The organism is Stenotrophomonas maltophilia group sp. RNC7 (genome assembly GCF_030910085.1).
Lineage (GTDB): Bacteria > Pseudomonadota > Gammaproteobacteria > Xanthomonadales > Xanthomonadaceae > Stenotrophomonas > Stenotrophomonas sepilia.
The window spans coordinates 1-308 of record NZ_JAVFVN010000755.1; the positions used below are offsets into that span (position 1 = coordinate 1).

At 60.1% G+C, this 308-nt stretch carries 1 protein-coding gene; it reads right to left on the reverse strand.

Going from position 1 to position 308, the window contains the following annotated elements; all coding sequences use genetic code 11:
* Window positions 1–62: 62 nt before the first annotated feature.
* On the reverse strand, window positions 63–308 hold a 246-nt coding region (locus tag RCF13_RS17875; protein WP_308141418.1), incomplete at its 5' end, for a hypothetical protein.

The window sequence follows — 308 nt, forward strand, 5'->3', positions numbered from 1 at the left end:
ATTGATCCAGAATTCCAGTGACCGCGTAATGCAAAACGCGGTAGCGAGCCCGGCCGACAGTCCTATTGCTGTCGGCGCATCCGCCCGAATGCCTCATTGTCGACGTCCGGTATGAATGCAGGGCCGACCATCCGAATATGCTGAACCGGCGCCGGGCGGAACTGCGTGAGTGGAATTTCCGCCACGGCGGTCGCGTCTTCTTCGGGTCTGGTGTCGGGGAGGGGGATTTCTACGTCTTTCAACTGTTTGGGCCGCTTGCGTGCCGCATGGAGCTGCGCGACCTTGGCAACATAGCCGTTCCAATCGCA